Below are 13,068 nucleotides of genomic sequence, written 5' to 3' on the forward strand. Positions count from 1 at the left end.
CGCCAGCAAGCGCGACCGGGAACGGCGTGGGGGACGCGCGGGCGGTTATTCCTTGGGGGGTTCGATTTCCGCCAGCGCTTTTGTGGTGAACGTGTGCAAGAACGAAGGGATCAAGAGGAACACCGCCACCGCGAAGACCGCGAACGCGACCTTCATGCCGAACCACTCCGCCAGCAGGCCGCCCAACCCCGCACCCAGCGGGATCGCGCCCCAGCTGAACAGCCGGGCGGCGGCGTTGTAGCGGCCCATCATCTCGGTGGGCACGATGCCCTGGCTCAGGGTCCGCGAGTTGACCGTCCACAGGGTGCCGCCCAGCCCACCCACGAACGCCGACGCCGCCACCAGCCACACCGACGGGAACAGCACCGGCACCAGCACCATCGCGAACGTCCCGATGAGGTCGGCCAGCATCACCCACCGCCGGCCCACCAACCGGTTCAGCGTCGTGGTGACGAACGCGCCCAGGGCACCGCCGACGCCCATCGCGCTGATGAGCACGCCGTACCCCGCACCGTCCAAGCCCATGACACTCGTCGCGTACAACGGCATCAGGCCGAACCACGCGCCCCAGCACGCGCACAGCACGGTCAGCACCAGTGCCATCATGCGCAGCATCCGCTGGTGCCACAGGAACTTCAGCCCGGCCGCGATCTGCTTGTTGACCGACTCCCGCGGCTCGTCCGTGGACCGCGCGACCTTGAACGTGCCGACCAGGCCCAGCAGGACCACGATGCCGATCAGGTAACCGGCCACCGACGTGCCGAACGCCAGGGTGGCGCTCGCCGCCACCAGCAGACCGCCGACCAGCGGCCCGGCGAACTCGTTGCACACCGTCTCCGCACCGGCGACCCACGAGTTGGCCCGCTCGCGGTGCGCGGGCCGGACGGCGTCGGGGACCAGGGCAGCCGCCGACGTCAGGGCCACGACCTCCGCCACGCCCAACGCCAGGCCACCGCCGTACAGCACCGGCAGTGACACGGCGTCGCGCACGACCGTCCACAGCACGCCGGCCACGACGACGATCCGGACCAGGTTCGCCGCCCACAGCAGCTTGCGCCGGTCCACACGGTCCACCAGGACGCCCACGTGCAGCGCGGCCAGCAGCCACGGCAGCCACAGGGTCAGCGCCACGCCCGAGATTTGCGCTGGTGAGCTGGTGATGGTCGTCGCGAGCAGCGGGAACGCGATCTTGGTGACGCCGTCGGTCAGGTTCGTGACGGCGGTGAAGCCCACCAGGACGGCGGTGTTCCGACCGCTGGGATCGGCCGTCACCCGCTCGGCCGCCACCGGCTCGGCCGCCACCGGCTCGGCCGCCACCGGCGCAACCGCCTGCTCGGCCGCCACCGGCTCAGCCGCCTGCTCGGCCGCCACCTGCTCGGGCGGCGCGTCGACGGCCCTGGTCTGCTCGGCCATGTTTCGGCTCCAAGAAGTTAACCGGCTACCGGGTTGGCTGGACAGTACGCCCGCGAAAGACGATGCTGTACCCATCACCACGAAGTAACCACCGAATGGCGTAGCCGGGCACCGAGGGAGGTCGCCGATGATCGAGGCGTCCCCCGAGGCGCAGTTGGTCGCCGCGTTCGCGAACACCGTGGACCTGGAGGACGAGACCGACGTGCTGGCCTCCGCGCCCGAGGCGGCGGGCTGGTTGCTGGAGCGCGGGCTGGTGGACCGGCCGGTGGCGTTGACCCGCGAGGAGCACCGGATGCTGCTGGACCTGCGGGCCGGTGTCCGGGACGCGCTGGGCAGCGACGGGCCGTCGTCCCCGCACGTGCTGGCCGTGGCCAACGCCGTGCTGCGCGACCTGCCGGTGCTGGTGTTCCTCTCCGCCGACCCCGACCCGCAGGGACCGCCGCCCCGGCACGCCCTGCGCCCGGACCCGGCCCTGCCCGCCGCGCGCAAGGCGATGGGCGTGCTGGCCATCGCCTGGTCGGAGGTGGCCGTCACCGGGCAGGCGCAGCGGCTCAAGCGGTGCGCGGACGAGACGTGCGGCTGGGTGTTCTGGGACGTCTCGCGCAACCACTCGCGCCGCTGGTGCACCATGCGCGTGTGCGGCAACCGGGCGAAGGCCCGTTCCTACTCGGCCCGCAAGCGCGCCGCCGCCGACCCGCGACCCTGAGGCAGCGGGGACCCGAAGCGCACATCGACCGCGAATCACGAGCACATCGACCGCGCATCGCCACTGTGAACCATCGCTCCCGGATGGTGTGACCGGCCCCACGCCGGCGCACGGACGGACGATCTGGGGAGCATCGTGACGACCGCACCAGTGGATCTCGACGCGGCCATCGCCAAGCACGCGACCGCGGCCTACGACGACTCGACCCCGCTGCTCGACGCCGGTCTGGAATCGCTGTCGCTGCTGCGCCTCGCGGTGGAGGTGGCCGGCGACGACGACACCGAGATCGACGCCACCCGCATGGTCGACCTGCGCACCATCGGCGACCTCAAGGCGTGGCTGGCGGAGATGGCCGGCCAACCGGTGGCGGACGCCTGATGACCACCGACACGACGACCCCGGCCACCACCGCGACCGACACCGCGCAGGCCGACACCGCGCAGGCCGACACCGGGCTCGCCGCGCTGCCGTTGACCGAGTCCCAGAAAGGGCTGCTGGTCGTGGACGGCTGGGTCACCACGGCCCAGATCTACAACCAGCTCATGCACGTCGAACTGGACCCGTCGCTGCCGCCGGACACCGTCCTGGACGCGTTGACCGTGCTGGTCGCGGTGCAGCCGGGCCTGCGGCAGGTGTTCCTGTCCCTGCCGGAGCCGCACGCCCGCCTCACCCCGCCGCCCACGCGCGAGACCCTGCCGCTGGAGCGCGTCGACTCCCCCGCCCCGACCTACGCCGCCGCGTGCTCGACCCTCGCGGCCAAGCTCGGCGGCGAGCCGTTCGACCTGCACACCGGCCCGGCCTACCGGTTCGGCTACGTGCGGGCCACCGACGGGTCCGCGGCGGCGGTCATCCTGTGCGCGCACCACGTGGTCGGTGACGGCGTGTCGATGGGTCCGCTGGTGCGGGACCTCGAAGCGGCGTTGGCGGGCAAGCTGACCACGGACCTGGTGGCCGCGCGCGAGACCGCGTTCGTGCGCGAGCTGAACGCCCAGAACCGCACCGCCACCGCTCAGTCCACAGTGGACGCCGCAGGGGCGTGGGCCGAGCGGCTCCGCGACGTGCCGCCGCTGGTGCTCAGCCCCCGCCCGGACCGGCCGCACGAGACCGACTTCACCGGTGCGCGCGTGTCGTGGCTGCTGTCCGAGCGGGACAACGAGTTGCTGCGCCAGACCTGCAAACGCCTGTCCGTGACGCCGTTCGTGCTGTTCACCGCCGTGTACGGGGCGGTGCTGGCGCGGCACGGCGGGGTGACCAGCGTGCTGGTGGGCAGCCCGTTCACCGCGCGCCGGACCGTGGGTTCCTACGACCTGTGCGGGTTCTTCGTCAACACCCTGCCGGTGCGGGTGGACGTGGACTGGTCGCGGACGGTCGACGAGCACGTGGGCGAGGTGGTGCGCGCGGCCGTGGACCACTGCCGCGCCAACGTCGGCGTCACGTTCAACCAGCTGGTCGCGCTGCTGCGCCGGGACCGCACCAGCAACCGCAACCCGCTGTTCTCGGCGATGCTGGCCATGCAGGACACGTTCGAGGGCACCCCGGGCAGCACGGTCCTGGACGTGCGGGAGCCCGGCAACGACACCGCGAAGTTCGACCTGTGGCTGGGCGCGACCCCGCGCGAGGGCGGCTGGCTGCTGGAACTGGAGTACGACCGGCAGCTCATCGCGCCCGCCGTGGCCGACGGCCTGCTGGACTCCCTGCGCACCGCGCTGCGCCGGGCGGTCGCGGACGGGACGCGCCCGGTGGCGGACCTGTTCACCGACTCGTCGTGGGTGGACTCCCTGCGCACCGACGGCTATCCGGGCCGCGTCCCGGCGGCGACCCTGGTGGACTGGGTCCGCGACACCGCCCGCACGAGCCCCGACGCGCCCGCCATCGAGGAACCCGGCGCGGGCCTGACCTACGCCGAACTGGTCGCGGGAGCCGAACGGCTGGCCGGCGAGCTGGTGGCGCGGGGCGTGCGACCGCACGACGTGGTGGGGTTGGCGGCGGAGACGTTGTGCGACACCACGACCGCCCTGTTCGCGATCCTGATGTGCGGCGCGACCTTCCTGCCGCTGGACCCGACCCTGCCCGCCGACCGCCTGGAGTACATGGCCGACAAGGCCGGGTGCCGGCTCGTGGTCGGCCGCGGCGTGGAACTGGCCGGCGTGGAGGTGGTGCCGGCGACCCCACGCGACATCCAGAGCGCGGCGGCAGGCGAAGTGCCGGGTAGTGCGGCGGCGGGCGAGGTGCCGGGTAGTGCGGCGGCGGGCGAGGTGCCGGGCGGGGTGGCCGAGGCCGCGCCGTACCTGATGTTCACCTCCGGCTCCAGCGGCCTGCCCAAGGGCGTGCTGATGGGTCACGGGCCGCTGCTCAACCTCACCGCCTGGCAGATCGGTTACCTGAACCAGGGCCGCGAGACCCGGTTCCTCCAGTACGCGCCGTTGGGTTTCGACGTGTCGTTCCAGGAGATCGTCCCCACGCTGGCCGCCGGCGGCACGGTGGTCGGGCGCGGCGGCGTGGACCGGCGGGACTTCCCCGCCCTGGTCCGCCACGTCGCCACGACGCAGGTCACCCACGTCTACCTGCCGGTCGCCGCCCTCCGGCCCTTCGTGCAGGCCGCGAAGGACGCGCGCACGAGCTTCCCCCACCTGCGGCACGTCTGCGTCTCGGGCGAACAGCTCATGGTGGACGACGGGATCCGGGACTTCTTCGTGCGACACCCCCACTGCGCCCTGGTCAACCTCTACGGCCCGACCGAGACCCACGCCGTCACCACGCACCGGCTCACCGCCGCCCAGGCAACCTGGCCCGCGCACGTCCCGATCGGCCTGCCGCTGCACGGTGTCACCGCGTACGTGGTCGACCAGACCGGCCACCTGGCCCCTGCGGGCGTGCCCGGTGACCTGCACCTGGGCGGCCTGTGCCCGGCCGAGGGCTACCTGAACGACCCGGAGAAGACCGCGAAGGGCTTCCTGCCCGACCGGTTCGCCGGCACCGGCCGCATGTACCGCACGGGCGACCTGGTGGTGCGTGACGAGCACGGCGTGCTGGTGTTCCTCGGGCGCGGCGACACCCAGGTCAAGATCCGGGGCTACCGGGTCGAACTGGGCGAGATCGACACCGTGGCCAACGGCGTCGAGGGCGTGCGGCAGGCGGTCACCGTCGCGGTCGGGGCGGGCGCGGACCGGGAGCTGGTGCTGTTCCTGGTGGGCGGGGCCGACCACCGGCGAGTCCGGGACCGGCTCGCCGCCGCGCTGCCGTCCTACATGGTGCCCACGCGCATCCACGACCTGGACAAGGTCCCGACCTCGGGCACCGGCAAGACCGACCACGCCGCGCTCGCCGAGCTGGCCGGCCGGCTCCAGAAGACGCCGGAGAGCACGGGTCCGGTCGAGTACGCCGACGGCCTCGAACGGGACCTGGCGGCGCTGTGGTGCGAGGTGCTCGACGTCGAGGAGGTCGAGCCGGACCGGTCGCTGCTGGAGTACGGGGCGCACTCGCTCAACGTGTTCACCGCGCTGGCCCGGGTCGAGGAGGACCACGGCGTGGCGGTGCCGGTGGCGGACTTCTTCCGCGTGCCGACGGTGTCCGCGCTGGCCGCGCTGGTGCGGCGGCTGCGGGAAGAGGACGGGTCGTGAGCGCGGGCACGCTGCCCGGCCGGCTGATCCCGTTCGTGCGCCGCAAGGACCGGCCGGTGTGCGTGATGGTGCCGGGCGCGGGCGGCGGGCTGGGGCCGTACCTGCGGCTGGCGTCGTTCCTGGGCGACACGCACAACGTGTACGCGGTGCGCTCGACCGGGTTGCTGCCCGGCGAGGAGCCCGAGGAGAGCATCCCGGGCATGGCCGCGACCGTGCTGGCCACCCTGGACGACGCCGGGATCGTGCCGGACCTGGTGTTCGGGTGGTCGCAGGGCGGGGTGGTGGCGTGGGAGGTGTGCGCCGACCTCGCCGCGCGCGGCGCCACCCCGGACCTGGTCGTGGTGGACAGCTCGCCGGAGCCGTGGCTGTCCACTGTGGAGCGGGACGGGGCGATCCGGGACGTGATCGTGGCGCAGTTGGGGGCGCGGCCCGCGCCGGACACCGTGGACCGGCTGGTGCGCACGTTCGACGCGCACGTCCGGGCGTTGTCGGCGCACCGCGTCGAACGTCCCTACGCCGGCCGGGTGCTGTTGCTGCTGTGCGCCGACGAGGGCGTGCCGCCGGCGGAGGCCCAGCGGTGGCGCTCCCTCGCGGGGCGCCTCGACCGCGGCACCCTGCGCGCGAGCCACTTCGAGGTGTTCGACCCCGAGCACCTGCCCGAGCTGACCGACGCGATCGGCGCGTTCCTGGGCCGTGGGAAGGGCGGGCGATGAGCACCGTCGAGGAGATCCTGGCGACCGCGACGGCGGCCCGCGCGCTGGCCCCTCCCCCGGGCGACGACCGGTACGCCGCGTACTGCGACGAACTGGCCGTGCGGCTGGGCAAGCACTGGGACGCGGTGCTCGACGCCAACGCCGAGGACGTGGCGCGAGGGGCCGCCAAGGGGCTGCCGGAGTCGCTGGTGGACCGGTTGCGGCTGACCCGCGACCACCTGGGTGTGCTGGTGGAGCTGGCCGAGCGGGTGAAGTCGTGGCTGCCCGCGGTGACCGCTCTCGGCGAACCCGTCACCGGCGAACTCGGCTTCACCGCGCGGAAAGTGCCCAAACCGCTGGGCGTGGTGCTGATGATCTACGAGGCCCGGCCGACGGTGACCGTGGAAGGCGCGCTGCTGCCGGTGGCCGTGGGGAACGTGGCGATCCTGCGCGGCGGCGGGGAGATCGCGGCCACCAACGCCGCCCTGGGCGGCGTGATCGGCGAGGCGCTGACCGCCGCCGGGCTGCCGGGCATGGCGCACGTGCTGGCCGAGACCGACCGGCGCATGGTGCGGGAGCTGCTCAAGCGCTACGACGCGATCGACGCGCTGATCCCGCGCGGCAGCCCGTCGCTGGTCGACCACTGCCGCACCACCTCCGCCATCCCGGTGATCGCCAGCGGCGGCGGGGTCAACCACCTGTACGTGGACCGCAGCGCGGACCTGGACGTCGTGGTGGACATCGCGCTGGACGCCAAGCTGACCGAGCCGACCGCGTGCAACAGCCTGGAGATGGTGCTGGCGCACGACGAGGTCGCCGACGAGCTGGTGCGGCGGTTCGAGGCCCGGCCGGACGCCTTCACGCTGCGCCTGGACCCGCGGCTGCGCTCCGCGGACCCGCGCGTGGTGCCGCTGGCCGGGCACGACGACGGCCGCGAGTTCCTGGACCGGTCGTTCGGGGTGCGCCCGGTGCCGGACCTGGACGCCGCCCTGGAGCACATCCGGCGGCACGGCTCGCGGCACACCGAAGGGGTGGCGGCGACCGACCCGGTGGTGGTGGACCGGTTCCTGCGCGCGGCCGACGCCGCCGCGCTGGTGGTCAACGGGTCGATGCGGCTGCACGACGGCCCGACGATGGGCCTGGGTCCGGAGCTGTCGATCAGCACGGGCCGGTTGCACGTGCGCGGCCCGGTGGGGTTGGCCGCGCTGCTCACGCACAGCTGGGCGATCCGCGGCCGGGGTGCGGTCCGGGGAACGGGAGGGGCTCGGTGACGACCACGCACAGCAGGCGCGACGAGGTGACCGAGGCGGTGAAGCGGCTGGTGGTCCGGGAGTCCCGGCTGTCGCTGTCGCCCGCCGACATCGCCGACGACGAGCCGCTCAACGGCGCGGTGCTGCGGATCAACTCCCTGGGGTTCCTGGGGATGCTGGTGCGGCTGGAGGACGAGTTGGACGTGACGCTGCCCGACGACCTGTTCACCGGCAAGGTGTTCACCGTCGTGTCGGACCTGGTGGACGTGGTGCTGCGGGCCGTGGAGGAGCACCGGTGAAGGCCTGGCGCAGTGTCCTTCCGCACCTGGGCTACGACCTGCCGCCGGACCTCACGCCCGAGCGCGCCGAGGGACCGGTCAGCACCGGGTTGCCGTTGGAGCTGGTGCGGCAGAGCATCTCCCTGCGGGAGTGGTGGGACATCCCCGACGAAGTCGTGGCGCAGTACCGCAAGTACCGGCCCACTCCCCTGTGGCGGGCGACGGCGTTCGAGCAGGAGGTCGACGCCCGCGTGCCGGTGTACGTGAAGTACGAGGGCGGCAACATCTCCGGCAGCCACAAGCTCAACACCGCGCTGGCGCAAGCGTTCTACTACAAGCGGGCCGGGATTCGCGAGGTGGTCACCGGGACCGGCGCGGGCCAGTGGGGCACGGCGCTGGCCGCCGCGTGCGCCGCGTTCGGGTTGCGGTGCACGGTGTTCATGGTTGGCGGCAGCCTGCGGGACAAGCCCTACCGGGGCAGCCTGATGCGGCTGCTCGGCGCGACCGTGCACGCGAGCCCGAGCGGGCTGACGTCGTTGACCGGAGGCGGGAACTCGCTGGCGTTGGCCATCGGCGAGGCCGTCGAGCACGCGCGGGGCGGCGAGGGTCGGGCGTTCTGCATCGGCAGCGGCGAGAACTACAGCATCCTGCACCAGTCGGTGATCGGGCTGGAGGCCGCCGAGCAGCTCGCGGCGCTGGACGCCGAGGTGGACACCGTGGTCGGCAGCGTCGGCGCGGGCTCGAACTTCGGCGGGGTCGCGCTGCCCTTCCACGCCCGCCACCGCGCGGGCGAGGCGGAGGCGGTGCGGCTGCTGGCGGTGGAGTCCAGCGCCACGCCCAAGCTGACCCGCGGGGTGTACGCCTACGACCACACCGACGCGACCGGGTCCGGGCCGATGGAGGCCATGTACTCGATCGGCAGCTCCTTCCCCATCCCGGCGTCGCACTCGGCGGGGCTGCGCTTCCACGGCGCGGCGAAGCTGCTGTCGGCGATGCGCCACCACGGGTCGATCGACGCGGTCGCGGTGGGTCAGCGGGAGGCGTTGGACGCGGGCCGCCGGTTCGCGGTGTCCGAACTGGTCGTGCCCGCGCCGGAGTCCGGGCACGCGCTGGCCGGCGCGGCGCGGGCGGCGCGCGAGTCGCGGCGCGGGGTGCTGGTGTGCGTGAGCGGGCACGGCCTGCTCGACCTGTCCGCCTACGACGGGCTGCTGGCCGGCCGGGTGCGTGACCTGGCCGCCGACGACGCCGCGCTGGCCGCCGCCACCGCCGGGTTGCGCCTGGTCGAAGCCGATCTGACGGGGGTGGGGTGATGGTCGTGACCATGCCGAGCGAGACCGTGGACCGGACGTGGTCACCGGTGCTGGACGGCGTGCACGCGGCCGAGCTGGACTGCTTGCAGGCGAACCTGGCGGTCCTGGCCGACCGCCACCACGGCGCGGGGACGCACGTGGCGCTGGGGGCCGCGCCCCGGTTCGCGCCCGCGTTCCCGCCCGACGGGCCGCCCTCGCTGGACGTGCCGCTGGACGGGCGACTCACCGAGGCGTCCCGGCTGCTGGGTCTGGCCGTGGCGGTCCGGGAGGACGGGGTGGACGGCCCGGCGCTGCGCCGCCTGGCCGCCGCGCACGGGCCGCTGTACGTGGTGGGCGACGCGCACACCATGCCGTGGGTGCCCTACTTCGGGCAGAAGCACATGGAGCACAGCTTCCTGCTGACGGCCGTGGGCGACTCGTGCACCGTCGTGGACGCCTACCACAACGACACGCCGTGGGGGTCCGCGCGGCCGGCCGTGTGGCGGATGGCGGTGGCCGATTTCGACGCCGCGGCGCCGAAGTCGTCGGCGTTCGCGGTGACCGCGTCGGCCGTGCCGGCGCTGGACGTGGGTGCCGAGCTGGCGGCGTCCGCGCGGGCGCTGGGCTTCGTGGACCGGTACGTCGAGGCGGTGCGGGAGCACGGCGACCGCCCCGCCGGGTGGGACGCGCTGGTGCTGGACGTGTGGCTGGTGGCGCGGACCCGGGCCCTGCACGCGCGGTGGCTGGCCCGGGCCGGGGTGGACGACGGTGGCCGGGCGGCGCGGGGCGCCGCGGCGTGGCTGACGTTGGCCGCCCAGACCTACGTGGCGATGCGGCGGGCCCGGCGCGGCGGCGGCATGTCCGGTGCGCTGGTGGACCGCGTGCACGAGCTGTTGGTGGCCGACCGGGACCTGGCGGTGGAGCTGGCGGTGCGGTCGGCGGTGGTCGGGGCGTTGGCCACGGTGCTGGAGCTGGACCCGGCGGGGGTGGCCGGGCCGCTGCGGGAGCTGCCGAGGTTCAACTCGTTCCGGCTGGTCGACGTGATCGAGCGGGTCGAGGCGGCGCTGCGAGTCGAGCTGGACCCCGACGACCTGGCCACCGGCGACCTGCGGGACGTGGACGCGTTGGCCGGGCTGTTCCGGAGGGCGGTGAGCGGGCCGTGACGCTGCTGCACGACCTGTTGGACCGCGCGGTGGCCGCCCACCCCGACGCGGTGGCGTTGACCCGCGGCGACGAGACGGTGACGGTCGCCGGGCTGGACGCGGCGGCGCGGCGGGCGGCCGGGGTGCTGGCCGGGTTGGGAGTGCGGCGCGGCGACCGGGTCGTGGTGTGCGTGCCGACCGACGCGGCGGTGCCGGCGCTGCTGTTCGCGTGCTCGCGGGCGGGCGCGGTGTTCAGCGTGGTGCACGAGCGGACGCCGGTGGCGGCGCTGGTGCACGTGCTGGAGGACTGCGAACCGGCCGTGCTGGTGACCGACGACCCGGCCGCGCAGGTGGCGGCCGTGCAGCGCGGGATCAAGACCGTCAGCCTGGCCGAGGTCCGGGCCGGGGCCGAGGCGGAAGTCGAAGCGCCCGTGCTCGCCGTGGACCCGGTGTGCCTGATCTACACCTCGGGCAGCACCGGGCGACCCAAGGCGGTGGTGTCCACGCACGCCCAGGTGGTGTTCGCGGCCACCGCGATCCAGTCGGTGTTGGCCTATCGGCGCGACGACGTGGTGTTCTGCGCGTTGCCGTTGTCGTTCGACTACGGGCTTTACCAGGTGTTCCTCGGTGTGCTGTCGGGCGCGTGCGTGCGGTTGGCGTCGGCGGAGGACGCCGGGCCCCGGCTGTTGCGGGAGTTGGTGGCGCACCGGGTGACCGTGCTGCCGGCGGTGCCGGCGATGGCGAAGGGCCTGGCGCGGCTGTTGTCCCGGCCCGGCGCGCAGCCGCCGCCGCTGCGGCTGGTGACCAACACGGGCGCGGCCATGCCCGAGGAACCGTTGCGGCGGTTGCGGTCACGGGTGCCGGGGCTGCGGGTGCAGTTGATGTTCGGGCTGACCGAGTGCAAGCGGGCCACGATCATGCCGCCGGACGAGGACCTGCGCCGGCCGGGCGCGTGCGGGCGGGCGTTGCCGGGCACCGAGGTGTTCACCGTGGACGACGAGGGCCGGCGGCTGCCGCCCGGCGGGGTCGGGGAGATCGTGGTGCGCGGACCGAACGTGATGGCCGGGTACTGGCGGCGGCCCGAGCTGACCGCGCAGCGGTTCCGGCGGGTCGAGGGCCTGTTCCCGCAGTTGCACACCGGCGACTACGGGCACCTGGACGTCGACGGCTACCTGTACTTCTCCGGCCGCCGCGACGACCTCTACAAGGAACGCGGCTTCCGGGTCAGCGCGACCGAGGTCGAGGCCGCCGCGCACCGCGTGCCGGGGGTGCGGTCGGCGGCCGTGCTGCCGCCCGGCGACGGCCGGGAGGGCGCGGTGCTGTTCGTGGTCGCCGAGGTCGCGCCGGAGGCGGTGCTGGCCGGGCTGCGGGTCGAGCTGGAGGAGTTCAAGGTGCCCGGCCGGTGCGTGGCGGTGGAGGAGATCCCGTTGACCCGCAACGGCAAGATCGACCGGCGGGCGTTGGCGGTGGCGCTGTGACGACCACCCCGGCGTACGTCTACGACCTGGACGAGGTGGACCGCTGCGCGGCGTTGCTGCGCGCCGCGCTGCCGTCGCCGAGCCGGTTGTACTACTCGTTGAAGGCCAACCCGCACCCGTTGGTGGTCGCGGCGCTGCGGGCGGCCGGCTGTCACGCCGAGGTGTGCTCGCCCGGTGAGCTGGACGTGGCGCTCGCGGCGGGGTTCTCCCCGGAGGACGTGCTCTACACCGGGCCGGGCAAGCGGGACGCCGAGGTCGCCGGCGCGTTGCGGCTGGGGGTGCGGTGGTTCTCGGTGGACTCGCCGCACGCCATCGACCGGCTCGACCGGCTCTCCCCCGGTGACGCGCGGTTCCTGCTGCGCGTCAACGACAGCGCGCCGGTGGCCGGTCAGGGGTTGACCATGACCGGGGTGGCGTCGCAGTTCGGGGCCGACGCCGAGTGGGTGCTGGCGCGGCCGGAGCTGTTCGGCGCGCGGGACGCGGCCACGCCCGCCGGGTTCCACCTCTACATGGGCACGAACCTGACCGACGAGGACGCCCTGGTCGCCCAGTTCACGCAGGCCGCCGCGACCGCGCGCAAGCTGGCCGACGCCTGCGGGTGGGACGTCGAGGTGCTGGACCTGGGCGGCGGGTTCGGCGCGCCGTTCGCCCGCGCCGGGGACCTGCCGGTGTTCACCGGGCTGGCCGGGCGGGTGGCGGACCTGCTGGACTCGGCGTTCCCGGGCTGGCGGGACGGGCGGCCGACGGTGGCGTTCGAGTCCGGCCGGTACCTGGTCGCGACGGCGGGCCGGCTGTTGACCCGCGTGCTGGACGCCAAGGTCTCCCACGGCACGCCCGTGCTGGTGCTGGAGTCCGGGATCAACCACCTGGGCGGCATGTCCGGGTTGCGCCGGCTGCCGCCGATGGTGCCGCACCTTCTCGCGGATTCCCCCGCGGAGGTCCTGCGCGGGGCGATCGTCGCCGGGCCGCTGTGCACGCCGCTGGACACGTGGGGCCGGGGCGTGGACGTCGTGGCCGCGCGGCCCGGTGACGTGCTGGCCGTGCCCAACGTCGGCGCGTACGGCCTGTACGCGAGCCTCGTCGCGTTCCTCGGGCACCCGCTGCCCGTCGAGGTGACCGTCCGAAGTGGACGCGTTGTGGACGTCTCCGCCCTGGCGCTGCGCCGGGAGCGCGCCACCGATCACGACTGGGAGTGAGGCA

At 74.1% G+C, this 13,068-nt stretch carries 11 protein-coding genes; 10 read left to right on the forward strand and 1 reads right to left on the reverse strand.

What is annotated here, in order from left to right; translation table 11 throughout:
- Positions 1 to 45: 45 nt before the first annotated feature.
- A complete protein-coding gene (locus tag ABD126_RS33535) occupies positions 46 to 1,413 on the reverse strand; it encodes an MFS transporter (RefSeq protein ID WP_343938652.1) in 1,368 nt (455 codons plus the stop codon).
- Positions 1,414 to 1,540: 127 nt separating this feature from the next.
- Here ABD126_RS33535 and ABD126_RS33540 point away from each other — a divergent pair, with 127 nt between their 5' ends.
- The 10 genes from ABD126_RS33540 (at position 1,541) to ABD126_RS33585 (ending at position 13,064) form a co-directional block, all read left to right on the forward strand.
- Positions 1,541 to 2,119 carry a CGNR zinc finger domain-containing protein gene (locus ABD126_RS33540; RefSeq protein ID WP_343938654.1) on the forward strand — a complete coding sequence of 193 codons (579 nt, stop codon included), beginning with the start codon at positions 1,541 to 1,543 and terminating at the stop codon, positions 2,117 to 2,119.
- A gap of 135 nt (positions 2,120 to 2,254) precedes the next feature.
- Complete coding sequence (locus ABD126_RS33545) at positions 2,255 to 2,497, forward strand: acyl carrier protein (protein ID WP_309112092.1); 243 nt, start codon at positions 2,255 to 2,257, stop codon at positions 2,495 to 2,497.
- Complete coding sequence (locus ABD126_RS33550) at positions 2,497 to 5,739, forward strand: non-ribosomal peptide synthetase (protein WP_343938656.1); 3,243 nt, start codon at positions 2,497 to 2,499, stop codon at positions 5,737 to 5,739. Before ABD126_RS33545 ends, ABD126_RS33550 begins: the two co-directional genes overlap by 1 nt.
- Positions 5,736 to 6,452 carry a thioesterase domain-containing protein gene (locus ABD126_RS33555; protein WP_343938658.1) on the forward strand — a complete coding sequence of 239 codons (717 nt, stop codon included), beginning with the start codon at positions 5,736 to 5,738 and terminating at the stop codon, positions 6,450 to 6,452. Before ABD126_RS33550 ends, ABD126_RS33555 begins: the two co-directional genes overlap by 4 nt.
- Complete coding sequence (locus ABD126_RS33560; RefSeq protein ID WP_343938660.1) at positions 6,449 to 7,702, forward strand: glutamate-5-semialdehyde dehydrogenase; 1,254 nt, start codon at positions 6,449 to 6,451, stop codon at positions 7,700 to 7,702. Before ABD126_RS33555 ends, ABD126_RS33560 begins: the two co-directional genes overlap by 4 nt.
- Entirely contained in the window at positions 7,699 to 7,980 is a 282-nt protein-coding gene (locus ABD126_RS33565; protein ID WP_343938662.1) for an acyl carrier protein, read from the forward strand. Before ABD126_RS33560 ends, ABD126_RS33565 begins: the two co-directional genes overlap by 4 nt.
- The gene (locus ABD126_RS33570) at positions 7,977 to 9,269 is read left to right on the forward strand and encodes a TrpB-like pyridoxal phosphate-dependent enzyme (protein ID WP_343938664.1); all 1,293 of its coding nucleotides are present in this window, start codon (positions 7,977 to 7,979) and stop codon (positions 9,267 to 9,269) included. Before ABD126_RS33565 ends, ABD126_RS33570 begins: the two co-directional genes overlap by 4 nt.
- A 5-nt stretch (positions 9,270 to 9,274) precedes the next feature.
- Positions 9,275 to 10,411, forward strand: coding sequence for an acyl carrier protein (locus tag ABD126_RS33575; RefSeq protein ID WP_343938666.1), 1,137 nt, complete (start codon positions 9,275 to 9,277; stop codon positions 10,409 to 10,411).
- Entirely contained in the window at positions 10,408 to 11,868 is a 1,461-nt protein-coding gene (locus tag ABD126_RS33580) for a class I adenylate-forming enzyme family protein (RefSeq protein ID WP_343938668.1), read from the forward strand. Before ABD126_RS33575 ends, ABD126_RS33580 begins: the two co-directional genes overlap by 4 nt.
- Positions 11,865 to 13,064: a type III PLP-dependent enzyme domain-containing protein gene (locus ABD126_RS33585; RefSeq protein WP_343938670.1), complete on the forward strand. Its 1,200-nt coding sequence runs from the start codon at positions 11,865 to 11,867 to the stop codon at positions 13,062 to 13,064. The genes ABD126_RS33580 and ABD126_RS33585 overlap by 4 nt, the downstream gene beginning before the upstream one ends.
- Positions 13,065 to 13,068: the final 4 nt, after the last annotated feature.

Source organism: Saccharothrix mutabilis subsp. mutabilis (assembly GCF_039521145.1).
Classification (GTDB): domain Bacteria; phylum Actinomycetota; class Actinomycetes; order Mycobacteriales; family Pseudonocardiaceae; genus Actinosynnema; species Actinosynnema mutabilis.

Excerpts from the sequence above, each read along its gene's own strand:
- ABD126_RS33535 (WP_343938652.1), bottom strand. The coding sequence starts at position 1,413 with ATGGCCGAGCAGACCAGGGCCGTCGACGCGCCGCCCGAGCAGGTGGCG.
- ABD126_RS33540 (WP_343938654.1), top strand. The coding sequence starts at position 1,541 with ATGATCGAGGCGTCCCCCGAGGCGCAGTTGGTCGCCGCGTTCGCGAAC.
- ABD126_RS33550 (WP_343938656.1), top strand. The coding sequence starts at position 2,497 with ATGACCACCGACACGACGACCCCGGCCACCACCGCGACCGACACCGCG.
- ABD126_RS33560 (WP_343938660.1), top strand. The coding sequence starts at position 6,449 with ATGAGCACCGTCGAGGAGATCCTGGCGACCGCGACGGCGGCCCGCGCG.